This window comes from Zhongshania antarctica, assembly GCF_014202945.1.
Taxonomy (GTDB): domain Bacteria; phylum Pseudomonadota; class Gammaproteobacteria; order Pseudomonadales; family Spongiibacteraceae; genus Spongiibacter; species Spongiibacter antarcticus.
The window spans coordinates 135,674-158,186 of sequence record NZ_JACHHW010000003.1; the positions used below are offsets into that span (position 1 = coordinate 135,674).

20 protein-coding genes are annotated in these 22,513 nt (G+C 51.9%); 17 read left to right on the forward strand and 3 right to left on the reverse strand.

Annotated elements, in window-relative coordinates:
- Position 1: 1 nt before the first annotated feature.
- Positions 2-472 carry an Lrp/AsnC family transcriptional regulator gene (locus tag HNQ57_RS05700; RefSeq protein ID WP_008246526.1) on the forward strand — a complete coding sequence of 157 codons (471 nt, stop codon included), beginning with the start codon at positions 2-4 and terminating at the stop codon, positions 470-472.
- Between the two features lie 107 nt (positions 473-579).
- Positions 580-1,098, forward strand: coding sequence for an RDD family protein (locus tag HNQ57_RS05705; RefSeq protein WP_184461644.1), 519 nt, complete (start codon positions 580-582; stop codon positions 1,096-1,098).
- Positions 1,099-1,205: 107 nt separating this feature from the next.
- Here HNQ57_RS05705 and HNQ57_RS05710 read toward each other — a convergent pair whose 3' ends face one another.
- The gene (locus tag HNQ57_RS05710) at positions 1,206-1,634 is read right to left on the reverse strand and encodes a response regulator (RefSeq protein WP_184461645.1); all 429 of its coding nucleotides are present in this window, start codon (positions 1,632-1,634) and stop codon (positions 1,206-1,208) included.
- 265 nt (positions 1,635-1,899) lie between these two features.
- Between HNQ57_RS05710 and HNQ57_RS05715 the strand changes: the two genes are divergently transcribed.
- The 15 genes from HNQ57_RS05715 (at position 1,900) to HNQ57_RS05785 (ending at position 18,494) form a co-directional block, all read left to right on the forward strand.
- Complete coding sequence (locus tag HNQ57_RS05715) at positions 1,900-3,591, forward strand: NAD-dependent malic enzyme (RefSeq protein ID WP_184461646.1); 1,692 nt, start codon at positions 1,900-1,902, stop codon at positions 3,589-3,591.
- 435 nt (positions 3,592-4,026) lie between these two features.
- Positions 4,027-4,902 carry a CoA transferase subunit A gene (locus HNQ57_RS05720; protein WP_184461647.1) on the forward strand — a complete coding sequence of 292 codons (876 nt, stop codon included), beginning with the start codon at positions 4,027-4,029 and terminating at the stop codon, positions 4,900-4,902.
- Positions 4,903-4,925: 23 nt separating this feature from the next.
- Positions 4,926-5,729: a CoA-transferase subunit beta gene (locus tag HNQ57_RS05725; protein WP_184461648.1), complete on the forward strand. Its 804-nt coding sequence runs from the start codon at positions 4,926-4,928 to the stop codon at positions 5,727-5,729.
- Positions 5,730-5,821: 92 nt separating this feature from the next.
- Positions 5,822-6,901: an NAD(P)H-dependent flavin oxidoreductase gene (locus HNQ57_RS05730; RefSeq protein WP_184461649.1), complete on the forward strand. Its 1,080-nt coding sequence runs from the start codon at positions 5,822-5,824 to the stop codon at positions 6,899-6,901.
- Complete coding sequence (locus HNQ57_RS05735) at positions 6,898-7,650, forward strand: enoyl-CoA hydratase family protein (protein WP_184461650.1); 753 nt, start codon at positions 6,898-6,900, stop codon at positions 7,648-7,650. Before HNQ57_RS05730 ends, HNQ57_RS05735 begins: the two co-directional genes overlap by 4 nt.
- Positions 7,651-7,714: 64 nt before the next feature.
- Positions 7,715-8,887 (forward strand): acyl-CoA dehydrogenase family protein, encoded by a 1,173-nt coding sequence (locus tag HNQ57_RS05740; protein WP_184461651.1) that lies wholly within the window; start codon positions 7,715-7,717, stop codon positions 8,885-8,887.
- Positions 8,888-9,055: 168 nt separating this feature from the next.
- Positions 9,056-10,111: an acyl-CoA dehydrogenase family protein gene (locus HNQ57_RS05745; protein WP_184461652.1), complete on the forward strand. Its 1,056-nt coding sequence runs from the start codon at positions 9,056-9,058 to the stop codon at positions 10,109-10,111.
- A 123-nt stretch (positions 10,112-10,234) separates the two neighbouring features.
- On the forward strand, positions 10,235-11,383 hold the full coding sequence (locus HNQ57_RS05750; RefSeq protein WP_008246536.1) for an acetyl-CoA C-acetyltransferase: 1,149 nt from the start codon (positions 10,235-10,237) through the stop codon (positions 11,381-11,383).
- A 96-nt stretch (positions 11,384-11,479) separates the two neighbouring features.
- On the forward strand, positions 11,480-12,364 hold the full coding sequence (locus HNQ57_RS05755) for an SDR family oxidoreductase (RefSeq protein WP_184461653.1): 885 nt from the start codon (positions 11,480-11,482) through the stop codon (positions 12,362-12,364).
- 39 nt (positions 12,365-12,403) lie between these two features.
- Positions 12,404-12,943, forward strand: coding sequence for a YfaZ family outer membrane protein (locus HNQ57_RS05760; RefSeq protein WP_008246540.1), 540 nt, complete (start codon positions 12,404-12,406; stop codon positions 12,941-12,943).
- Positions 12,944-13,022: 79 nt separating this feature from the next.
- Positions 13,023-14,177 (forward strand): acyl-CoA dehydrogenase family protein, encoded by a 1,155-nt coding sequence (locus HNQ57_RS05765; RefSeq protein WP_184461654.1) that lies wholly within the window; start codon positions 13,023-13,025, stop codon positions 14,175-14,177.
- A gap of 109 nt (positions 14,178-14,286) precedes the next feature.
- Positions 14,287-15,477, forward strand: a complete 1,191-nt coding sequence (locus HNQ57_RS05770) for an acyl-CoA dehydrogenase family protein (protein WP_184461655.1) — start codon at positions 14,287-14,289, stop codon at positions 15,475-15,477.
- 105 nt (positions 15,478-15,582) lie between these two features.
- Positions 15,583-16,371, forward strand: coding sequence for an SDR family oxidoreductase (locus HNQ57_RS05775; RefSeq protein WP_184461656.1), 789 nt, complete (start codon positions 15,583-15,585; stop codon positions 16,369-16,371).
- A 101-nt stretch (positions 16,372-16,472) separates the two neighbouring features.
- On the forward strand, positions 16,473-17,675 hold the full coding sequence (locus tag HNQ57_RS05780) for an acetyl-CoA C-acyltransferase (protein WP_184461657.1): 1,203 nt from the start codon (positions 16,473-16,475) through the stop codon (positions 17,673-17,675).
- Positions 17,676-17,864: 189 nt separating this feature from the next.
- Positions 17,865-18,494 carry a glutathione S-transferase family protein gene (locus HNQ57_RS05785; protein ID WP_184461658.1) on the forward strand — a complete coding sequence of 210 codons (630 nt, stop codon included), beginning with the start codon at positions 17,865-17,867 and terminating at the stop codon, positions 18,492-18,494.
- 14 nt (positions 18,495-18,508) lie between these two features.
- Here the strand turns inward: HNQ57_RS05785 and HNQ57_RS05790 are convergent, their stop codons facing one another.
- Positions 18,509-18,979, reverse strand: coding sequence for a type IV pilin protein (locus tag HNQ57_RS05790; protein WP_184461659.1), 471 nt, complete (start codon positions 18,977-18,979; stop codon positions 18,509-18,511).
- Complete coding sequence (locus HNQ57_RS05795; protein WP_184461660.1) at positions 18,976-22,503, reverse strand: pilus assembly protein; 3,528 nt, start codon at positions 22,501-22,503, stop codon at positions 18,976-18,978. The genes HNQ57_RS05790 and HNQ57_RS05795 overlap by 4 nt, the downstream gene beginning before the upstream one ends.
- Positions 22,504-22,513: the final 10 nt, after the last annotated feature.

Here is a 22,513-nt window from a genome sequence, read left to right on the forward strand (position 1 = left end):
CGTGGCTAAAAAGCAGTTAGACGAACTCGACCGTAAAATTCTTGATGGTTTGGCCCAAGACGCCCGGATTAGCAATCGCAAAATTGCCGCAGATTTAGGCATTACCGAAGGCACCGTGCGCAGCCGCATCAAGCGCATGGAGAGTGAGGGGCAGGTGCGGATCACCGCCATGACTAATATCGCTCGCTTGCGCAATCCGACCCTTGCTTATATTTGGGTAGAGGTTGAGCGCAGCGCGCAGTGCGATGATGTCGCCGAGCAACTTGCGGCCGTGCCTGAGATTGGTTTTGTCGGAAAAATGCTAGGCCGCTCGGATATTTTGGCGATTACCCTCGTGCGAGATAATGCCGAATTGGCGCATTTCTTACACAGTAAAATCACTGGTTTGCCCGGCGTGCGTCGTACTGAATGCTCGTTAGGGGTGAATTTTGTTAAGCATGACTATCGTATGAGTCGTATTGTCGACGGCTGAACCCTGTTGCATAAGCGCTGCTGGCTGCCGCAACAAAGCGAGACTGCCGTTGTCTACTTGATGCATGATTTCTGGTGGGAATAGTAAAATCACAGAACGGAGCCACAATGAACGAGACACAGCAAAGCCCTGAAGAGACGCAGTTAGACTACGCCGGATTCTGGGTGCGAGTGTGGGCGTCCATTATTGATACTGTGCTTTTTGGTCTCTTGCTGATGCCTGTTTTCGCGTTAACAATGGGGGATGCTCAGTGGTCGAGTATCGAGCGCGATGGCATGCACGCCTCGACCATGAGTTTTCAAAGCATGGGTATGAGCGGCGGCGTAAGTGTGCTGCTTAACTACATTCTACCCGCCATCGTTGTCATTATTTTCTGGATGTATAAGTCTGCAACGCCGGGTAAACTGCTGCTGAAAATTCGAATCGTCGACGCCAAAACGGGCGGTAAACCCACTACTGGGCAATGGCTGATTCGCTATATTGGCTACTATGTTTCGGCCTTTGTGTTTATGTTAGGTTTTATTTGGGTTGGGTTTGATCGGCGTAAACAGGGTTGGCACGACAAGCTTGCCAGTACTGTTGTAATTAGCGATAAGGTAAAAGAACCGGTTCAATTTCAAGGTTAATTCTGTCAGTCAGGGCGAGCGGCTTTTACTGCAGCGAATTAAAATCAAGCAAAGGCGTCGGCTCGTATTGGTAAGCTCGGCGCAGCTAATAATTGGGCTGTGCATGGTTAGGCTAAGCGCAGGTGATTGCTTAGCGCCCGCTCACGATCAAGGCGGCGCAGACCGGCTTGCAGTCGTGCGCGTAACTCATCTGGTGCTGCCGGTTTACAGATGAAATCATCCGCACCCGCATCTATTGCCTCAATCATGTCTGACCGGTCGCAACGGCCGGTCAGCATAATAAAATAGGGATCTCCCATCGCTGGGCTCTGACTGACACTCTCACAAACCGCTAGACCACTTATGCTCGGCATTTGCCAGTCACAGATGACGATGTCCATATGTTTTACCAATAGAATTTGTAGGGCGTCACTGGGCTTGTCGCAGCAGATGGTGGTAAAGCCAAAACTCGTAAGTATGATTTCTAGGCGATATAGCTCGCTGGGCGTGTCGTCAATAATCATAACTCTTGCTGACACTATTGGGCTGGCTTGCATTCCGCTGTCTCTCATATTGGTATAACCCATCCCTACTGATGATCACAGCTGTTCTACCAGCAAGCTTCGTGCCTATTTTAAGTTATTGATATATAAGGTTTGTATTATTATTTTGCGCGGCGGCTGGCAATTTGCGTGGCGTTGCGCTTTGCGATTTAGTTGATGCTGCTAGTAAGGGCTAAATTTTGTTAATATGCGCTCCCGCGCCGCTATTCATATATAGAGTGTGTGGTCTATTCCCGTATAACCCAGAGACGAGTGTTTCATGAATTCCGATAAGCCCTTATATATTGCCTACGCTGGTCCTCTGCTATTGGAGACGCCGCTGCTAAATAAGGGGTCGGCGTTTACTGAAAAGGAGCGCCGCAGTTTCAATTTGATGGGGCTGTTGCCGCCGCGCTACGAAAATATTGACGAGCAAGTTGAGCGCGCTTATCTGCAATACTGCAGTTTCGAGGAGCCGATTAACAAGCATATCTACCTGCGTGCAGTGCAGGACAATAACGAAACTCTGTTTTATCGTTTGCTCAACGACCACCTCGAAGAAATATTGCCGATTATCTATACGCCGACGGTGGGGGAGGCGTGTGAGCATTTTTCAGACATTTATCGCAGTGCGCGGGGCATATTTGTGTCTTATGAAGATCGTGGTTATATGGACGATATTCTGCACAGCGTCAGTAAGGATCGCGTTAAAGTATTGGTAGTAACCGACGGTGAGCGCGTGCTGGGCCTCGGTGACCAAGGTGTCGGTGGCATGGGTATCCCCATTGGCAAGTTGTCGCTATACACCGCGTGCGGGGGTATTAGTCCAGCCTACACCCTGCCAGTTGTGCTCGATGTGGGTACTAACAACCAAAGCCTGCTCGACGATCCGATGTACATGGGCATGCGCCATCCGCGTATTGGTCGCGAAGAATACGACGAATTTGTCGATCAGTTTATTGCGGCGGCGCAACAGCGCTGGCCTGGCGTACTTATTCAGTTTGAAGATTTTGCCCAGCCCAATGCCATGCCCATTTTGCAGCGCCACAAAGGCAGTGTTTGCTGTTTTAATGACGATATTCAAGGTACCGCAGCGGTAACCTTGGGTACTGTGTTGTCGGCCTGTAAACGCAAAGGCGAGCGCTTGCGCGATCAAAGAATTGTGTTTGTCGGTGCTGGTTCGGCGGGCTGCGGTATCGCGGAGCAGTTGATTCGCGCCATGATGGAAGAGGGTCTAACTGACGCTGAGGCGCGCTCGCAACTCTATATGGTAGACCGCTTCGGCCTCGTCAGTCAGGGCATGGATGGTTTGCTGGATTTTCAGGAGGCGCTCGCGCAGCCGACCAAGTCAGATTGGCAATGCAGTGGGCTTGGCTACCCTAGCCTGCTGGATGTGGTCAGCAATGTTGATGTGGGGGTGTTGATTGGCGTGTCCGGTAAGCCAGGATTGTTTACTGAAGAGGTTATTCGTCAGCTACATCGCCGCTGCGCCCAACCCATCGTGCTACCGTTAAGTAATCCGTCACGTCATGTTGAAGCGCGTCCTGAGCAAATTTTGCAGTGGACCGATGGCCAGGCGATTGTCGCCACCGGCAGCCCGTTTGCGCCAGTGGAATATAACGGCGAGCGCTACGAGATTTCCCAGTGCAACAACAGCTATATTTTCCCTGGTATAGGTTTGGGGGTGGTTGCCAGTAAGGCTCGCCGCGTGAGTGATGGCATGCTAATGGCAGCCAGTCGCTGTCTTGCCGAAGCATCGAGCGCCCACCATGAGCGTCGCAATGTGGTTTTGCCGCCACTGACCGCGCTGGCCGAACTGAGTAAAGCGATCGCCTTTGCGGTAGCTAAGGTTGCTCAGGCCGAAGGCTTGGCGAATGAGCGCAGCGACGACGAGCTGCGTGGCGATATTGAGCGTAATTTTTGGACCCCGCAATACCGTGAGTATCGCCGTATTGCAGCCCGAGCGCGCTGAGCTAGCGCTCAAACTCTTCGATACCCCAAAAGTCGTGGCGCAGCGTTGGCGCCCGCGACTGTGCTCAATCTTCAGTGCGTGATCGGCTGGCAATGTTCCTCAGTTCTGTCTGCGATTTCAGCTGCAAAGGTCGCACGGCCATTGCAATACCCGCAGCAAATGGCCGATTTCTCTCCATCTACTAGTTCCTCTGTTATCTCTTTTCAATGAAAACCCCTGTCGCGAAACAAGTCTCCTTGTCGGGTATTGCTATTCGCGATGCCTATAATCCTTAATCTCGAGTTAAATATTGCAAGAATTAATGTTTTGCGCATTTAATTGGTGTTATATTTACGTATATCGTAATTTTGGTGTCCTGCTATTTGAGTTTTCATTGGGTAGGGTGTCGTGCCGCTATTAGGTTCTTTCCGTTTTCGGTGAACAAAAGGAGTGCTCGTGAATAAACAAATGAGTCTGCAGGAAATCGTTGCTCAGCTGCAGGATGGCATGACCATCGGTATTGGTGGCTGGGGGCCGCGTCGCAAGCCGATGGCCCTGATTCGCGAGATTCTTAAATCTGATCTCAAAGATCTCACTATTGTTGCTTACGGCGGCGCTGACGTCGGCATGCTGTGTGCGGCGGGCAAGGTGCGCAAGCTGGTATTTGCCTTTGTGTCGCTGGACTTTATTCCTCTAGAGCCTTACTTCCGCGCTGCTCGTCAGGGCGGTGATTTGGACGTTATGGAAATCGACGAGGGCATGATGTTGCTGGGTTTACGCGCAGCGGCCTGGGGTTGCCCGTTTATTCCGACCAAAGTGGGCTTAGGCACCGACGTCATTAAATTTAACCCAGATATAAAAGTCATCGATAGCCCCTACGACGACAAAGAGTGGGTCGCTATGCCGGCACTTAAGCTTGATGCAGCTCTTGTGCATGTCAATCGTGCGGATGTGCGCGGTGTTTGTCAGATTACAGCGCCAGATCATCATCTCGACGAGTGGTTTGTTCGTGCGGCCGACAAAACTTACGTGACCTGCGAAGAAATTGTTGAGGCTGACGCCTTTGTCGAGCCCGCCGCTGCGCGCTTGGTTTTCTGGGAGCGGAATTATACTAGCGGAGTTGCGCTGGTACCTGGCGGAGCGCATCCATCGTCCTGCAGCCCCGACTATGGTTTTGATATTCCGCATTTTCAGGAATACAACGCCTCGGCCAAAGAGGGTGGTTTTACCGCCTACTTTGATAAGTACATTAAAGATACAAGCGAAGAAGAATATCAGGCCAAAGTTGGTGGCTTAGATGCTATTCGTAAACTGCCCAAGCCCGTCTACTAATTGGCTAACAGGAGAGAATTGAAATGAGTACACCTGCAAGCGATTACAGTTTGGCGGAATTGATGATTTGCGCAAATGCTGAAGCTTACGTAAACGACGGTGAAGTATTGGTTACTGGTATTGGCGTTTTACAGCGTCTTGCAGCAAGCCTAGCAATGCTGACCACCAACCCGGGCATCATGATGACCGATTCAGAGGCGTGGATTCTATCTGTGCCAAATCCAGTAGGTAAAAGACCTGCAGATTTCGTGCAAATGAATGAAAACTGGATGGGTTTCAGTCGTATATTTGACAATGTGTGGAGTGGTCGCCGTCACCTTACTGGCGGCCCAACCCAGATTGATCGGTATGGCCAGGCGAATATTTCTGCCATGGGTGGCGACTACCAAAAGCCGAAGGTACAAATGCTGGGTGTGCGGGGTTTCCCCGGCAACTCTATCTGCCACGCCAATAGTTATATGGTGCCTGCTCACGGTAAGCGCGTATTTATTGAAGGTGAGTGCGACGTGGTTTGCACCATCGGCTTCAACCCCGAGCGCCTGCCCAAAGGCTATAGCTTTGACGAAATCGATTTGCGCTGCGTCTACACCAACTTGGGTGTGTTCGATTTCAATGGCCCAAATCGGCAGATGCAGATTGTTAGCCTCCACCCTGGTGTTAGCGTAGAAGAAGTGATCGAGAACACCGGCTTCGACGTGCACGTGCCGGCAACGATAGCCGTTACTAAAGCACCGACTGAGGAGCAGTTAGCGGTTATTCGGCAGTTGGATCCTCATAATCTGCGCAGCAAGCAGCTGAAGGATAATCCGCCGGGCGTGCGCTTGTGAGTCGGGCGTCGGACGTCAGAAGTCTGACGATGGTTTTACGTCCGACATCCGACCTCAGTCGTCAGACCTTATCACCTTAGGCTGAATACACTATGTCAAATTTACTTAACACCCGCATCACCGGACTCCTCGGCTGTCGCTACCCCGTTATTCAAACAGCGATGGGCTGGGTGGCAGATCCTAATCTGGTGGCCGGTACTGGCAATGCCGGTGGCTTCGGGTTTCTGGCTGGCGCGACTATCCCGCCTGCGCAAATGGAGGCAGATATCCTAAAGGTGAAGTCGCTTACCGACGCGAACTTTGGGGTGAACTTTCATATGTATCAGCCGAACGCGGCGGAGATTGTCGACCTTGTGATTAAACACAAGGTTAAGGCAGTGAGTTACTCGCGCTCGCCGGGTAAGGACATGGTTGCAAAATTAAAAGATGCCGGTGTGGTGTGCATGCCAACCGTCGGTTTGCCTAAACACGCGATTAAAGCCGTGGAAATGGGCGCAGATGCGGTCACGGTTCAGGGCGGAGAGGGTGGTGGTCACACCGGCTCAGTACCCACAACATTATTATTGCCGCAAGTGGTCGATGCGGTGGGCGCACAAGTGCCGGTGCTCGGCGCGGGCGGATTTAAAGATGGTCGCGGCTTAGTTGCGGCTATGGCTTTCGGGGCCGATGGCATTGCCATGGGCACCCGCTTTTTATTGACCAAAGAAAGTCCGGTTCCGGATGCGACCAAGCAGCGCTATCTCGATTGCAAAAACCCAGCAGAAATTATCGTTTCTCAAGCGCTCGACGGTATTCAGCAGCGCATGATTCTCAACCGGTTTTTAGGTGAGTTAGAGCGCGCTGGCAACCTCAAAAAATTAGTGATCGCACTGCGCAATGGTTTGGCATTTCGTAAATTCACCGGCGCCAGTATTTTCGGCTTGCTGAAATCAGCGCTGGCAATGAGTAAAGACGGTGACCTTACGCCAGCGCAAGCCATTATGTCGGCCAACGCACCAATGATTATCCAAAAGGCCATGGTTGATGGACGGCCTGATGACGGGGTTTTGCCGTCTGGTCAGGTTGCTGGCGTTATTGACCAAATTCTGAGTTGTGAAGAATTAATTAGCGGCCTAGTGGCAGAAGCCGAGGCCCAATTACAGCGTCTGTGTACGCAGGGGACAAGCCAATGAGTCTGCCATTTTCTACCCGTATTGATAGCGGGATTGCCGAAGTTATTTTTAATCATCCACCTGTAAATGCGTTTAACAGTGCCGGTTGGTTGGCAATCGCCGCTGAGCTAAATGCTTTGGGTGAAAACCCTGACGTGCGCGCCATTATTATTGCCGCTGAAGGCCGTGGTTTTTGCGCTGGCGTCGATATTAAAGAACTGGCTGCCAATAGCGCCATGATTACCAAGGTGAACAAAGGTAATTACGACACTTTTAAAGCGATTCACCGCAACCCTAAGCCGGTAGTTGTAGCGGTTCATGGCTTTGTTTTGGGTGGCGGTATTGGTATTAGCGGCGCCGCAGATGTCCTCGTCGCCTCCGAGTGCGCGACCTTTGCCGTGCCTGAAGTAGATCGCGGCGCCATGGGGGGCGGTGCGCACTTACAGCGCATGTTCCCAGTACAAAAAGTTCGCTATATGTACTTCACCGGCGAGCCTATCGATGCCCAAGAGGCTTATCGTTTAGGTGCTGTTGAAAAAGTCGTACCCCGCGACCGGCTGCTCGATACGGCCAGAGATATTGCCCGCAAAATTGCGGCTAAATCACCGCGCATGGTGCAGCTGGCCAAAGAAGCACTGAACGGTATCGAAGACGGCAATTTGGAAGATAAATACCGCTGGGAGCAAGGCTTTACGCAAGAAGCTTATGCAGATCCAGACTCCCAAGAAGCTAAAGATGCGTTTGTAGAGAAACGCGACGCAAAGTTTTGACGGGCGCGTCAGACGTCTGACGTCCGACAAAACCGCGCGATACTCAGAAATTTTGGAAATCAACATGCAACTCGAATACACCGAACAACAAAACGCCTTCCGCAAAGAGGTCCGCGCGTGGCTGGCGGCTAACGTGCCTACAGAGCCGCTACAGAGCTTCGACACCGAGCTTGGTTTTCAGCAGCACCGCGAGTGGGAGGCCAAGCTCTACGAAGGTCGCTGGGGCATGATTACCTGGCCCGAAGAAATGGGTGGCCGCGGCGCCGATTTATTACAGTGGTTGATCTTTGAAGAAGAGTATTACGCTGCGCGCGCACCGCTGCGGGTAAACCAAAACGGTATATTTCTGCTTGGCCCCACCTTAATGGAATACGGCACTGAGGAGCAGAAAAAGCGATTTCTAAATGGCATGGCGACCGGTAAAGATATCTGGTGTCAGGGCTGGTCTGAGCCCAATGCCGGTTCCGATATGGCAGCGATTCGCTCTATGGCGACATTAAGCGAAGACGGTAGCCATTACATTATTAACGGCCAAAAAACCTGGTCTACCCGCGCGGTGTGGGCGGATTGGTGCTTTGGTATGTTCCGTACTGATCCAGCCTCAGAGCGCCATAAAGGCCTGACCTTTATTCTGGTGCCGCTGGAAACCGAAGGCATCACCGTGCGGCCAATACCCCAATTAGATGGCTTGCCGGGGTTTGCCGAAATCTTTTTTGACAACGTCAAAGTACCCGTCGACTGCCGCTTAGGTGGTGAAGGCGAGGGATGGAATGTGGCGATGGCCACCGCCGGATTTGAACGCGGCTTAATGCTGCGTTCGCCAGCGCGTTTCCAAGAAACCGCTAAGCGTCTAGTGAATTTATACAAAGCCAATCAGGAATCTGCTGATCAGGACCCCGCCGTGCGCGATGCGGTTTTACGCGCTTATATGGATGCCGAAGCCTACGCTTTAACGACCTATCAAACCGCTTGTCGCTTAATACAGGGCGGCAAAATTGGCGCAGAGGCATCGACCAATAAAATATTTTGGTCTGAGCTAGATCAACAGATGCATGGCTTGGGTTTGAAAATATTAGGTGCTCGCGCTGAACTGCTGCCCCATGCGCCAGATGCCGGTGATGTGGGTAGTTGGTTAGACGGTTGGTTGTTTGCGCAGTCGGGGCCGATATACGCAGGTACCAACGAGATTCAGCGGAATATTATTGCCGAAAGATTGCTGGGAATGCCGCGGAAGTAACGCAGCGATCTTTTTGCACGCTGGCTGCGTTAAAAATATGCTCGGTTGGTCACGTATTAAATATACGCTCTCGTCCTGCGCGTATTTTTGCCTTGCCAGCGCACAAAAATCTGCGCTGCTTGGTTTGGTAATTGGTGAAGAGCGAAAGTAAATAGAATAGGTGACGGAATGGATTTTACATTTAGCGAAGACCAGTTGTTATTTCAGGAATCGGTAAAAGATTTTCTGATGAATGAAGTGACGCCAGAAACAATTCGCGCCGCTTGGCAGACGGATACCGGTCGTAGTGACGGCCTTTGGCAGCAGTTTGTTGAACTTGGTTTAACGGGGATTACTGTGCCAGAGGCGTTTGGTGGCTTGGGCATGAACGAGTTAGATTTTGTGCTGCTGGCGCAAGAAGCGGGTTATGTCGCTTTGTCGGAGCCATTGGTGCACAGCGCGCTGGTCGCAGTGCCGACGATTTTGCAATTAGATAACAGTGAATTTTCGGCGCAGTGGCTGCCAAAAATTGCAGCCGGTGAAGCCAAGGTAGTGGTGGGCTTGGCCATCAATGGCCTAGTGGAAGATGCGCATATCGCGGACTTAATGATTCTGGAAAGCGGCGATGCCGTGTATGCCGTGACGCAGGATCAGGCGACGCTTCGCTATAACGAGTCGATTGATCTTGGCCGTAAATTGTTTTCGGTCGAGTTTGATCAGTCTGTCGCGACCAAACTCGCTGGCGGCGAATTCGCTCAGAATATTATTGCTGGCGCGCTCAATCGCGGCGCCCTCGCTGCTGCGGCGCAGGCACTTGGTGCAACCCAGCGTATGATTGATATCTCCGTACAGTATACGTCTGAGCGCAAACAGTTCGGTGTGGCGATCGGTACCTTCCAAGCTGTAAAACACCACATGGCTAATGTCGCATATAAGCTTGAATACGCCAAAACCCCGGTTTACCGCGCCGCTTATGCACTGGCTAATGGCCTTAGTAGTGCCGAGCGAAATGTTAGCCACGCCAAAATTGTTGCCTGCGAAGTCGCCGATTTAGCCGCTAAAAACAGCATTCAAGTGCACGGCGCCATGGGTTACACCTGGGAAATGGATCTGCATATTTTTATGAAACGCGCCTGGGCACTAAACAGTAGCTACGGCACTGCGGGATTTCATAAACAGCGTTTAGCGGCGTATGTGTTTAGTGATGATGCGCTGTTGGGTGCGGGGAATACCTTTGCAGCGTGAGTTGCTTGGTCGGGTGTCTGGCGTCTGACGTCGGGCGCACGTCGAGCCCTAAATAAACTGGTAATTACACGTCAGACATCAGACCTCCGACGTCCGACGTCCGACTAACAAAGAGGAACCATCATGGCTGAAGCCTATATCGTTGATGCAGTACGCAGTCCCACTGGACGCCGTAAAGGTGGCCTTGCCCATGTGCACGGCGCCGATTTGGGTGCTCACGTTTTAAAAGCGATCGTTGAGCGCAATGGCATTCCCGACAATGAATATGACGATGTGATCTTTGGTTGTGTCGACGCCATTGGTCCATTGGCTGGTGATATTGCGCGCAGTGCATGGTTGGCCGCAGGCTTGTCTGACGAGGTGCCGGGCACCACGATTGATCGCCAGTGCGGTTCCTCGCAGCAGTCTGTGCATTTTGCGGCGCAGGCCATTATGTCCGGCACCATGGACGTGGTGGTCGCGGGTGGCGTACAGACCATGACCCAGATTCCGATCTCTTCGGCAATGACCGCGGCGATCCCAATGGGTTTTAGCGATCCCTTCTCCGGTTCAACTGGCTGGGTAGCGCGTTATGGCGCAGAGCCACCAACCCAGTTTAAATCAGCGCAAATGATTGCTGAGAAATGGGGCTTCTCCCGTCGGGATCTTGAAGAGTATTCCTTTGAGTCTCACCAGCGGGCCTTGCGCGCCATTGCTGAAGGCCGTTTTGATCGTGAGATCATTCCCTTTGGCGACGTCAAAATGGATGAGACGCCGCGTAATTCAAGTCTAGAGAAAATGGCTGAACTGGATTTCCTGTTCGGTTGCGACAAAGTGACCGCCGCCGTATCGAGCCAGACCTGTGATGCGTCTAGTGCAATGTTATTGGTCAGCGAGGACGCGTTAAAGCGCTATAACTTAACCCCACGCGCTCGTATTCATCACATCAGTGTGCGTGCCGACGACCCGATTTGGATGCTCACCGCACCGATTGCGGCTACCGCTTACGCCTTAAAGAAAGCCGGCATGTCGATGCAAGATATTGACCTTGTCGAAATCAATGAAGCTTTCGCGTCGGTCTCAATGGCGTGGTTAAAAGAGACAGGTTACGACCACGCTAAAACCAATGTTAACGGCGGCGCCATTGCCTTAGGTCATCCCTTGGGTGCCACCGGCACCAAACTTATGACCACGCTGCTGCACGAGCTCGAGCGCACCGGCGGCCGCTACGGCTTGCAGACCATGTGCGAAGGCGGCGGTCAGGCGAATGTAACAATAATAGAAAGGCTTTAGTCGGACGTCAGCAGTCGGATGTCGGACGAATAAGTTTAGCGTCTGGCGTCAGACTCCCGACACCAGACCCAGCAATAACTTTAAGGATTCGGAATTATGGGTATTTGTGACAACAGAGTGGTGATTATCACCGGTGCAGGTGGCGGCCTTGGTGCGGCACATGCCAAAGTTTTTGCCGCCGAGGGCGCCTCGGTTATTGTGAATGACATCAATGAAGCGGCTGCGCAAAAGGTTGTTGAGGAAATTGTTGCGGCCGGTGGTAAGGCGGTGGTGAATACCTCTGATATTACGAATTACGATGACAGTCTCAATGCAGTAAAGCAGGCCATTGATACCTACGGTGATCTGCATATTGTCTTGAATAACGCCGGTGTGAATCGCGACCGTATGTTTGCGTCAATGACGGAAGCGGAGTGGGACACCATTATGGCGGTGCACTTGAAAGGTCACTTCTGTATTACTTCTCACGCAGTGCACTACTGGCGCGGTAAGTCGAAAGAAGGCGTGGCGGTCGACGCCCGTATTATCAATACGACCTCCGGCGCTGGCCTGCAAGGTTCCGTTGGCCAGTCGAATTACGCTGCAGCGAAGGCGGGCATTGCCGCGCTGACCTTGAATCAGGGCGTGGAGTTAGCCCGTTACGGAATTACCGCCAATGCGGTTGCGCCAGCGGCAAGAACTAATATGACGACCTCTGTTGAAGCCATGGCCACACGTATGGCCAAGCCCGAAGACGGTAGCTTTGATTTTTTTGCCCCAGAGAATGTGTCTTCGCTGTTGGTTTGGTTGGGTAGTAGCGAGTCAGCCCATGTCACTGGCTGTGTGTTTGAAGCCGAGGGCGGGAAAATATCCCTAGCGGACGGTTGGCGCAAAGGCCCAGAGGTGGATAAAGGTGATCGTTGGGCGCCCAGTGAAGTGGGTGGTGCAGTAAAAACCTTGCTAGAACAGGCAGTTCCGGCTCAGAAAGTGTATGGTAGCTGATTTTATCCCTAGATCTTTATAAGCAGGAGAATCACTACCATGAAAGCCCCCTTTATTGCAGCTTTACTCTTGGCAACGGCGAGCAGTTCGGCACTGGCCGGCGGCGTCGCGTTTCGTTTTGGCGCGGATACCTTCGGCGTATCGCTTGCCGGTGATATGAGCCCAGAGAGTAGTGCGCAACTGGATTGGTTTCACCATGAAGACGATGCCGACATGGTTGCGCTGGGCTTATACGCCAACGGTCAGCGCGGTGCGCTTACTGGCCGCGTCGGTGCAAAGGCAATTGCTTTGGACGGCGACGACACTGATATAAACGGTGGTGCAGTGGCCTTTGGCGGCGATTTGAGCCTGCCATTAAACGAAATCGTACGCCTGCGGGCGGGTTTATATTACGCGCCAGAGGCCTCCAGTTTCGGAGATATTGAAGGTTACGACGAGTGGTCGGTGAGTGCCGAATTTAGTTTGTTCCAAAATTCGGCTATTCAAGTTGGTTACGGCAGCATGGATTTTGATGCCGATATTGGCAAAAGATTTGAATTTGAAGACGGCGCCTTTGTGCGTTTGCAGCTGCGTTTGTAATGCTATCGCGCTTATTGCTTGAGCGATAAGCGCTATTACATCACTGCCGTGAAAGCCGCCGTCGTGTTTCGGAGACAGTATGGATTTCGCATTTACTGAAGAACAGCAAATGATACGCGACACGGCGGCGGCGTTTTTAAAAGCCTCGTCGTCCAGTGCGGCAGTGCGCGCTGCGATGGTCAGTGACAAAGGTTTCGATCCCGCGCTGTGGCAAAGCATTTGTGCCGATATGTATTGGCAGGCACTGCATATCCCTGAGCAATACGGTGGTATGGGGCTAGGCTATGTTGAACTCGTGGCCGTGCTGGAGCAAATGGGTCGCTACCTACTTTGCGCGCCGTATATGTCAAGCGTCGCTATGGCGACTAACGCCCTGTTAGTGGCGGGCACAGACGCGCAAAAAGCGCTGTATTTACCGCAAATAATCGAAGGCAAAATCGCCAGTCTCGCGTTTAACTCGGCAAGTCGCGACTGGGATGCATGCGCGGTATCGGTGACCTATCGCCGCGACGGCAATGATTTTATTCTCAATGGCAACTACCGTTACGTGCTAGATGGCGATAACGCCGACGTTATGGTATTTGCGGCAAGAGACGAGGGCAGTGTTGGCGAAAATGGCATTAGCCTTTTTGTCTGTCCTACGGATCTAAATGGTATTGAACGTGCTGCTTTACCCACTATGGATCAAACTCGCCGCCAGGCGACTATTACGGTCACCAATCTGCGCCTAGACGAAAGTACTGTCATGGGCGATGTCGGTAAGGCGGATAAGCATTTAAATAAAATATTAGATCTAGCCACCATCGCTCTGGCCGCCGAACAAGCCGGCGGCATGCAGGAAGTGCTGGATATGTCGGTGGAATACAGTAAAAGCCGCAGCCAATTTGGTCGCACGATTGCGGGATTCCAAGCGATAAAACACAAGGCCGCCGATATGATGCTACGCGGCGAAGTTGCCCGTTCGGCGGTTTATTACGCCGCGTGTATTGCCGACGAAGCCCTGAACGACGGCCCCCTCGCCAATGAATTAAGCGAAGCCGCCAGTATCGCTAAATCTCACTGCTCAGAAGCCTATTTTAAAAATGCCGGTGAAGCGCTACAGATTCACGGTGGCGTGGGCTTTACCTGGGAATACGACGTGCACCTCTACTTCAAGCGCGCCAAAGCGAGTGAACACTTCCTTGGTGGTAGTGGCTATCACCGCGAGCGCGTAGCGAAGATGCTACTTGATTAGTCGGACGTCTGAAGTCGGATGTCGGAGGAAAGCCATTAGCGGTGCTTTATCTTCCGACGTCAGACACCCGACGTCCGATGCGGTTGTAAACTAATTTGAGCATGACATTATGAAATTACAATTCAGTCCTGAAGACGAGCAATTCCGCGCCGAGATCGCGGGCTGGTTAGCGGACAACTTAGTTGGTGAGTTTGCCCAGCTAAAATTCCGTGGCGGCCCGGGTGATGAGCATATGTTTCCTGAGGAGCGTAAGGCGTGGGAGCGCAAGCTAGCGGAAGGCGGCTGGACTTGCGTAGGCTGGCCAAAAGAAGTCGGCGGTCGCGGTTTATCAATTGAACAGCAGGTCATCTTTTTTGAGGAATACGCACGGGCTGGTGCGCCGGGCCGTATGGGTCATATCGGCGAGGGCTTAGCGGGGCCAACGCTGATTGCCTTTGGTAGCGAAGAACAAAAAAGCAAATATTTGCCCGGTATTTTGTCCGGCACTGAGTTCTGGTGCCAGGGATACTCGGAGCCAAGCGCCGGTTCAGATTTAGCCAATGTTAAAACCAAGGCGCGCTTCGACGAAGCCAGTGGCAAGTGGCAAATCAATGGCCAGAAGGTCTGGACCTCATTGGCCCATGAGTCTGAATACTGCTTTGTGATTGCCCGTACTGATCCTGAATCCAAAGCGCATAAAGGCTTGGGTTTTTTCCTGATAAAAATGGATCAGCCTGGCGTAACCGTGCGGCCAATTGAGCAAATTACCGGCACCTCCGAATTTAACGAAGTGTTTTTTGATGATGCAGAGTGCGCGGCCGAGGATATTGTCGGCCAGCCTGGCGACGGTTGGAAAGTGGCCATGGGCCTGCTGGGCTTTGAGCGCGGCGTGTCTACCTTGGGCCAGCAAATGGCCTTTCAAAATGAATTGAATGAAGTTGTTAAACTCGCCAAAGACAATGGCGCGGCTAAAGATCCGCTAATCCGCCAACGCATTGCCGACGCCCATATTGGCCTAAAGATAATGCGCTATAACAGCCTGCGTATGCTCTCTGGCGGCAGCGACGGTAGCCTACAAAAAGAAGCGCTGATTTATAAATTGTACTGGGCCACTTGGCACCGCGACCTCGGTGAACTCGCCGTGGATATACTCGGCCCCGAAGCCGATATTATGGTCAACGCCCCGTATGAGTTAAATCGTTTGCAGTCCTTATTTCTGTTTACACGCTCAGACACCATCTACGGCGGTACCAATCAGATTCAGCGCAATATTATTGCCGAGCGGGGTTTGGGAATGCCGAAGGAATTGAGGCCTGTTTAAGTCGGGTGTCTGGCGTCGGAGGTCTGACGGTAAGTGAGAGCTGTGAAATTTTATTTTAACGTTTGACGTCAGACATCTGACTTCCGACGAGCAATGGAGTTAACAATGAACATCAAAGTCCCAGAATACGTAAAAGGCCACGGCTTATTAAAAGGTAAGTCGGTACTCATTACCGCAGCGGCGGGCGCCGGTATTGGTTTTTCGGCGGCGCAGCGAGCCATTGAGGAAGGTTGCCGGGGTATCGTTATTTCTGATATCCACGAGGGGCGATTGAATGCCTCGGTAGAAAAGCTAAAAACAGAAACCGGCGGCGAGCAGGTCTACGGCAAAGTCTGCAACGTTGCTGTTGAAGAGGATGTGCAAGCGCTGATTAACACCGCTGAAGAGTTATTGGGTGGTGTAGATGTACTGATTAATAACGCGGGTTTGGGGACCACCAAACTGCTGATTGAAATGGAAGATCCCGAGTGGAACAAGGTGATCGACGTTACGCTCAATGGCACTATGCGCATGACCCGCTATATGATGAAGGTCATGAAAACCCGCGGTGAGGGCGTCATTGTTAATAACGCCTCTGTACTCGGTTGGCGCGCCCAAAAAGAACAGGCGCATTATGCTGCCGCTAAAGCGGGTGTAATGGCGCTTACCCGTTGCGCCGCCTTAGAAGCGGCTGACTTCGGCGTACGGATAAATGCCGTAGCGCCATCCTTGGCCGTTCACGCCATGCTTAAAAAATCAGCGCCGGAAGCATTGTTGGCCGAACTCGAAGCGCGCGAAGCCTATGGTCGCGGCGCCGAAGTATGGGAAGTGGCCAATATTATGATGTTCCTCGCCTCGGATTATTCCAGTTATATGACCGGCGAAATTGTAAGTTGCTCGTCACAGCGAGCGTAATGTTCGTCAGACGCCCGACGTCGGACGTCTGACGATTCAGCGCCTGATTAAATATTGCGAATTAAAACGCAAAATCAAATTTCAAAAAGGATACAAAAACCATGAGAGAAGCTGTCATCGTTTCAACTGCCCGCACGGGTATGGGCAAATCATTTCGCGGCGCCTTAAACAATACCGAAGCACCGGCTATGGGCGGCCATGCCGTGCGCGCAGCGGTTGAGCGCGCGGGTATTGATCCGGCGTCCGTTGAAGATGTGATCTTTGGCGCTGCTGCCCAGCAGGGTACTCAAGCTTATAACCTCGGACGCTTGTGCGCTGTTGCTGGCGGTCTGCCAGACAGTGTTCCGGGCATGGCTATAGAGCGTCAGTGCTCATCAGGTTTAATGTCAATCGCCTGGGCAGCAAAATCGATTATGTGTAATGAAATGGATATTGCCGTTGCTGGCGGTTTAGAATCTATTTCACTTGTTCAGACTAAACATAAAAATTCACATCGCAATGTTTCACAGACAGTATTGGATATTGACCCGACAGCCTACATCCCGATGATTGAGACGGCTGAAATCGTTGCTGAGCGTTATGGCGTTAGCCGTGAAGCTCAGGACCTGTACTCTCTGCAAAGCCAGCAGCGGGTTGCGGCAGCGCAGCAAGCGGGCCTATTTGCTGACGAAATCGTGCCCTTTAAGGCCAGCATGTCGGTGTTCAATAAAGAAACTAAAGAGACCACATTCAAAGATGTACTGTTGGAGAAGGACGAGTGTAATCGTCCTACTACCACGCTTGAAAGCTTGTCAGCATTGGAGCCGGTATGGAAAGACGGCCAATGGGTAAAACAAGGTCGCTTTATCACTGCTGGTAATGCCTCACAGCTCTCTGATGGCGCTTCAGCGTGCGTAGTCATGGATCGTAAATTAGCTGAACAACAAGGTTTGGCGCCCTTAGGCTTATATCGTGGTTTGGCTGTTGCCGGTTGCAAGGCGGACGAGATGGGCATTGGCCCAGTCTTCGCTGTACCTAAGCTATTAAAGCGCGCGGGTTTAAAAGTCAGCGATATCGGTTTGTGGGAATTGAACGAAGCTTTTGCGGCGCAGGTAATCTACTGCCGCGACCAACTGGGCATCGACAATGACAAACTTAATGTGAATGGCGGCGCTATCGCAATTGGCCATCCCTTCGGTATGAGCGGTGCGCGCATGGTCGGTCACGCTTTGTTAGAAGGTAAGCGTCGCGGTGTGAAATACGTGGTTGTTACCATGTGCATTGGTGGCGGCATGGGCGCGGCGGGTTTATTTGAAGTACTGTAAGATATTATAAAAAGCCTAAAAGGCAGGAAAGGGGAACCGCTGTGGCGCAAGCTGCAGCGGTTTTTTTATGTCCGCTGATTGCCGTAATAAAAATTCGGTGAGTAAATAATGCAGATCTGAATTTAGCCTGCTAACGTAGGTTCTACGCGTAAATTAGTAAATGCAATTTAAACGGAAAGGAAAATTATAATGATCACAATTTACCACCTCGGTGCATCGCAATCGGATCGGATTGTGTGGCTGATGGAAGAGCTGAATCTACCTTATAAATTAGAATGGTTTGATCGCGGCGCAGATATGCTGGCGCCGCCAGAGTATCGGGCATTACACCCAGTAGGTACCTCGCCAATTATTCGCGATGGCGAGCGAGTTATGGCGGAGTCGGCGGCAATTGTTGAGTATATTAGCCAGCGTTACGGCCAAGGGAAACTGAGTATTACCCCAGACCATGAATGCTACCCAGATTATCTGTACTGGATGCAATTCAATAATAATTTACAGCAACTGTTTTTCACCAAACTGGGCATGGGTGAGGGTGGCGGCGCGGTAGATATTATTAAAGCCATGACCAAGCGCCGCGAAGATGCGTACTACCATTATTTAAATGACAGACTGGCGGAGTCGGCCTACTTGGCTGGGCCAGAGTTCAGCTGCGCCGATATTATGGTGATGTTTAATTTAACGGCGTTGCCGCTATTTGGCGGTCGCGGTATTGATGACCTTGAACACGTTAAAGCCTATGTGGATCGAATTTCTCAGCGCCCGGCGTATATTAAGGCGATGGCGATTGCTGGGCCTGCGGCGGCAAGACCAGCGTAGTGTAGTCCTTACGCTTACCGTCGCCAGCACTTGGCGACGGTATAAGCAGAGGCGGCCGAGTCTAAGGTGAGCGTTCCAGACTGATTAATCTGAAAGTTTCCGCAATGATCACCCGCCATGCTCCCGGTGCGGCTTGCTCTCAATGTGTAGGTATTAGCGGAGGGCGTGCCGGTGACGGCAATAGTGTAATAGCTTGCACCATTGCTGGGAACGCGAGTCGGGTATATCGCCGGTAGGCTGCCGCTGCTATTAATATAGCGGCCGTTGACGCTGTAATAGCGCTCTAGGGCTTGGGCTGCCTCTTGTAAGGCTCCTGCGGCGTCATTGCGACGGGCTTTGGCGACTGATTCTTGATAAGACGGATAGGCAATGCTGGCTAATATGCCGACTATGGCAATAACAATTAAGAGTTCTATTAAGCTAAAACCGAAGGTGTGCTTTTGCACATTGAATACGGCGCAGCGGGTAATTGGTGTTTGATTCATCGCAGCTGCCACCACGATTGCCGCCCCAATTCTTTGCCGGTTCCGCGCTCGAGAGTAAGACCAATACTTCCGCGGGAGCCCGAGGTGTATTTATATTCCTTTTCGCCGGCGCCAATAATGCCGGGAGGCGTGATTAATTGGTCAAATTTTTTGCCACTCGGTGGGAAGAAAGCTCCATTAATATTGACCATATCATCGTCATTGATTAAGCCGTCGCCATTGATGTCGAGCACGGTATTGGGGAGGCGACCACCAGTGATGGTGTCGATTTCCATTAGGTGGCTGGTGCCACCAAAGTTGCAGGGGTCTGCTGACGGAATCAGCGTGGTGAAAATAACGCGGCCATTGCGCAATACGGCCTGATCGGTGACCCGCTCGCCAGCGCCATTGGTAGCGTTGGGGTTTTTTAGGTCGAGAACCCAACCTTTTTTAGCGCTGTAGTTTACGGGAGTGTCCGACACTACCCGCACAGGAAACTCGGCGGTGCCGCCGCGCAGTGTGGGGGTAGCCTCGTAAATAATACTTTGCAGCTGCAAATCGCTACGTGCGCTGATTCGGCTGCCGTTGTCTCGAATACCGTAAAAGCTTTGCAATTGTGGCGAGTTACTGACCACTGAATCGCCCTGTTCAAAATATTTGCCGGTGCCGAAGTAAATCATAATACCGCCGTCGGGGTGGCGGCCAGATGTCATGGCTGCCGTGATGGCCTGCCTACTACCATCAACATCTTTCGCAACGAATAATGGTGCTGGGTTACTGCCGGTTTTAAACGCGGAATCCCACTGGCTGCTGTTGGTGGCGCGTAGATCAAATTTCCAAACATTTCCGCTGAGGTCGCCAGCATAGACATAGTCGGTAATGCGGTCGCTGTCGGTGTCTACAGCCAAGATGTCGCCGAGGCCGTTGTCGGCGCCAGGAACTTTGGTGTCTAGTGCTTTAATCAAGGTGCCGGTTTTAAGATTCACCACAAACAATTTTACGGTGTCGCCGCTATTATAGCCGTTGCCAAAAATCGCTACCCAGTCGCCAGTGGCGAGGCGAGTGAGTACTGGATTACTCATACTGAAGCCCAGTTTGTTGGTGGCGGCCGCCGCAGTATGAAAATCCCAAAGAATATCGGTGGTGTCGATATTGGCGGGGTCGCTAACGTCAATAGCAAAGACCGATCCGCCGCCGGCGCCGCTAGCACCGACCAATACAGAACGCCATGCACCGTCCCAATAGGCATCAATGACAAGGGGGGAGCCGTCTACAAAGTATTTGTGCTCGTAGTCGGGTTTGGTCAAGGTGTATAAGGCGCTGTACGCGCGCTTGGGAATATAGGCAAATTCTTCGGCGCCGGTATTGGCATTAAAGCCATGTAGCATACCGTCGTTGGCGCCAACAAATAGCATCGCCGGTTTGGCCTTTTTTGCCGAAAGATAGGCGGCGTAACTACTGCCTTCCCCTCCGGACAAACGCGAAAATCCGTAGTTCTGGTCCCAGTGGAAATAAGGGTTGGAGTGGACAATATCACCAAGCAATTGTGAGCGAATGCGATAGTTGGGATTAGTGCCTTCTAAGCTCCGGTCGCCACGTAGCCAATTAACTCGTTGCGGCCCCTCTATCAACGCGTTAGCTGACGTCAGGTCTACCGTAAGCGCTAATCTCTCAGCCGTGCCAAGGTTCGCCCAGGTGAAATTAACGGCACTGTCGGACCACGTGAGAATATTGCGGTTTGCGTGAGAGGCAATGCCATTGCTGGTGTTACTGTCCCACTTTACGTCGGCTAAGGCGCCATCGCTAGCGACTTCATAGGCCAATATTTGTCCGGACCAGTCGCGGCTGTCATAGCGCGCTTGAAATATTAAGGTGTCGGAATCTAAACGAGTAGAGTTGCTGGCAATAGCGGATGACGAGCCAATTGACTGGAGAATACGGGTGATTGCCGATTTTAATTTTGTGGCAATTTCTACTGGCTTACTGGCAATAAGGAGCGCGCCACGACCATTAATTGTGGCGTGCCACAGGTCGTCGATTGCGGTTGGGCTGCGGTTTTCAAATGTGGTGTGCCAGTTAGGCGGATTTGCATATGGGTCTGCCGGATTATCTGGGTCGTACAAAATGCCACCGGTACCCAAGGTGACGGCATAAGTGAGCATATGTAAATTGGTTTTGCAGTCTAAAGCGGGTGGCCGGTTTTGTCGGTTACAGGCCGCCGCCACGGGCACTTGGCCGGTGGCGAGGTCCGAGCGCAAGTGATTGTCGTAATATTTCATGGCGATATCGGCCATGGTAGAACTCGCGGAATCTTGGTAGGGCGCGCCTTTACCGCCGTCTTCATTGCCGACGCCACTAATGCTGCTTACATTGCTGTAGCCGTCGGTAAAGAGGATGGCGGCATTGGCTTGGCAGGCGTGGGTGATGGGAGCGTCATTATTAGAACGCTGAAATTGCTGGCCAGCGTGATTAAGTGCTTCGCGATTGGGCGTGCCACCGCTATTCCCACCGCGGGAGTAAATGGTGTCATAAAAGCTGATGCGGTCGTTGCTATCCGCTAATGCGTTCATGCTGATGTTGTTGCGATTGTTAATGGTAAATTCGCCGACTCGGGCATTATTTACGTCGAAAAAAGACAAGGCCACACCGGCGCGGGTTGCTAAATGGCGTTTGCGGTAATAGGAAAACCAATTAGCGAAGTTCTGCATCATGGCATTGTAGTTTGCGGTTGACGAAAAATTCGCCGATTTAATTTCGTAACCATACAGCACTGTTGCGCCGTCGGGAGCATAGCCGCTTAGTGGCGCGCTGGTGTAAGCAAAGCGGCTGGGCAGCGGTTCCGTTAAATAAAAAGTAGCGGGGTAGTAGCTCAGGGTTTCGTTGGTGGAGTTCGTTGCGGTATCGCCATTGGGTAAACGCATTCCCGGCTGAAATCTGAATTTATGATTGTGATTGCTGTTGTTTATATTTTGCGTAAGGTCGAACCTGGATGAGCCCTGCGTTGGGTCGCTGGGCGCGCTCGTTGCGATAATATTGCTAAAAGTAGTACTGCCAATACTCGGCCAGGGTACGTAAATGTCCTCTGGATTAAAATAGGCTTTGTTGTAATCCGGTGAGCGGGCAAAGGCAAATTGCGCGGTTGGCGGTACGGCGTAGTGGTCGTTATCAGCGTCGCCGTAGACGCGATTACCGCTGCCGGTACCGTTGGGAAAAAGATAAGTGTATTTCTTCCAGGTGCCGTTGGCGCCACCTACCTTATTAAAGTTAAGCACGCCAGCAGTGATGACATCGTCCTTATCTCGGCCGACAAAACTCTTGCTCCCGGTATGCCACCACAGCGCGCCATCGTTGGTGGGCATAAGGAGTTCCGCGTCCATACTGCCCGAGTCGTCAATCGCCATGATGATATTCGGACTTACACCAGTGGCAAACGATAGCGGGGTGTTTGCAATATTGAGTGCAGCTAAGCCCTTAGGTGAGACAGCGGTGAGCAGTATTGGCGCAATAATAAGCAGTAAACAGCGTAAGCCAGCTTTAGCGATCATGTTTGATTCT

What these genes read in the sequence shown, in the direction of transcription:
- HNQ57_RS05740 (WP_184461651.1), top strand. Translation starts at nt 7,715, where the DNA reads ATGCAACTCGAATACACCGAACAACAAAACGCCTTCCGCAAAGAGGTC.
- HNQ57_RS05705 (WP_184461644.1), top strand. Translation starts at nt 580, where the DNA reads ATGAACGAGACACAGCAAAGCCCTGAAGAGACGCAGTTAGACTACGCC.
- HNQ57_RS05785 (WP_184461658.1), top strand. Translation starts at nt 17,865, where the DNA reads ATGATCACAATTTACCACCTCGGTGCATCGCAATCGGATCGGATTGTG.
- HNQ57_RS05710 (WP_184461645.1), bottom strand. Translation starts at nt 1,634, where the DNA reads ATGCAAGCCAGCCCAATAGTGTCAGCAAGAGTTATGATTATTGACGAC.
- HNQ57_RS05725 (WP_184461648.1), top strand. Translation starts at nt 4,926, where the DNA reads ATGAGTACACCTGCAAGCGATTACAGTTTGGCGGAATTGATGATTTGC.
- HNQ57_RS05745 (WP_184461652.1), top strand. Translation starts at nt 9,056, where the DNA reads ATGGATTTTACATTTAGCGAAGACCAGTTGTTATTTCAGGAATCGGTA.
- HNQ57_RS05795 (WP_184461660.1), bottom strand. Translation starts at nt 22,503, where the DNA reads ATGATCGCTAAAGCTGGCTTACGCTGTTTACTGCTTATTATTGCGCCA.
- HNQ57_RS05715 (WP_184461646.1), top strand. Translation starts at nt 1,900, where the DNA reads ATGAATTCCGATAAGCCCTTATATATTGCCTACGCTGGTCCTCTGCTA.
- HNQ57_RS05750 (WP_008246536.1), top strand. Translation starts at nt 10,235, where the DNA reads ATGGCTGAAGCCTATATCGTTGATGCAGTACGCAGTCCCACTGGACGC.
- HNQ57_RS05735 (WP_184461650.1), top strand. Translation starts at nt 6,898, where the DNA reads ATGAGTCTGCCATTTTCTACCCGTATTGATAGCGGGATTGCCGAAGTT.
- HNQ57_RS05760 (WP_008246540.1), top strand. Translation starts at nt 12,404, where the DNA reads ATGAAAGCCCCCTTTATTGCAGCTTTACTCTTGGCAACGGCGAGCAGT.
- HNQ57_RS05775 (WP_184461656.1), top strand. Translation starts at nt 15,583, where the DNA reads ATGAACATCAAAGTCCCAGAATACGTAAAAGGCCACGGCTTATTAAAA.
- HNQ57_RS05730 (WP_184461649.1), top strand. Translation starts at nt 5,822, where the DNA reads ATGTCAAATTTACTTAACACCCGCATCACCGGACTCCTCGGCTGTCGC.
- HNQ57_RS05755 (WP_184461653.1), top strand. Translation starts at nt 11,480, where the DNA reads ATGGGTATTTGTGACAACAGAGTGGTGATTATCACCGGTGCAGGTGGC.
- HNQ57_RS05765 (WP_184461654.1), top strand. Translation starts at nt 13,023, where the DNA reads ATGGATTTCGCATTTACTGAAGAACAGCAAATGATACGCGACACGGCG.
- HNQ57_RS05770 (WP_184461655.1), top strand. Translation starts at nt 14,287, where the DNA reads ATGAAATTACAATTCAGTCCTGAAGACGAGCAATTCCGCGCCGAGATC.
- HNQ57_RS05780 (WP_184461657.1), top strand. Translation starts at nt 16,473, where the DNA reads ATGAGAGAAGCTGTCATCGTTTCAACTGCCCGCACGGGTATGGGCAAA.
- HNQ57_RS05790 (WP_184461659.1), bottom strand. Translation starts at nt 18,979, where the DNA reads ATGAATCAAACACCAATTACCCGCTGCGCCGTATTCAATGTGCAAAAG.